Source organism: Mesorhizobium sp. M7A.F.Ca.CA.004.04.2.1, from assembly GCF_004022825.1.
Classification (GTDB): domain Bacteria; phylum Pseudomonadota; class Alphaproteobacteria; order Rhizobiales; family Rhizobiaceae; genus Mesorhizobium.
The window spans coordinates 1-480 of the sequence record NZ_RZPH01001767.1 but is presented as its reverse complement, the minus strand read 5'-3'; the positions used below and the strand labels follow the sequence as shown (position 1 = coordinate 480).

At 61.0% G+C, this 480-nt stretch carries 1 protein-coding gene; it reads left to right on the top strand.

Annotation, left to right across the window (positions count from 1 at the left end; translation table 11 throughout):
* A partial coding sequence (phnD, locus tag EN893_RS37460) for a phosphate/phosphite/phosphonate ABC transporter substrate-binding protein (protein WP_128362333.1) occupies positions 1–480 on the top strand: 480 nt, incomplete at both ends.

The window sequence follows — 480 nt, the reverse complement described above, 5'->3', positions numbered from 1 at the left end:
GATCTGAAGGAATTCCGCGTCGGCATTCTGGGCGGCGAGAACGAAGCCGACCGTCTGCGCAACTACCAGTGCTTCGCCGACCACATCAAGCAAGTTCTCGGCGTCGAGAAAGTTTCGCTGTTCCCGGCCGCCGACTACGACGGCGTCATCCAGGGTCTGCTCGGCGGCACGCTCGACTATGCCGAACTCGGCGCTTCCGCCTACGCCAAGGTCTACCTCGAGAACAAGGACGCGGTTCAGCCGATCCTGACGACGGTCCAGACCGACGGTTCGACCGGCTACCATTCGGTTATGGTCGCCCGTGCGGATTCCGGCATCAAGACACTCGCTGACATGAAGGGCAAGAAACTCGGTTTCGCCGATCCCGATTCGACTTCCGGCTACCTGGTCCCGGTCACCTCGCTGCCCAAAGACATCGGCATGGATGTGAAGAGCTATTTCGCGTCGACCGGTTTCGGCGGCGGCCATGAACAGCTTGTC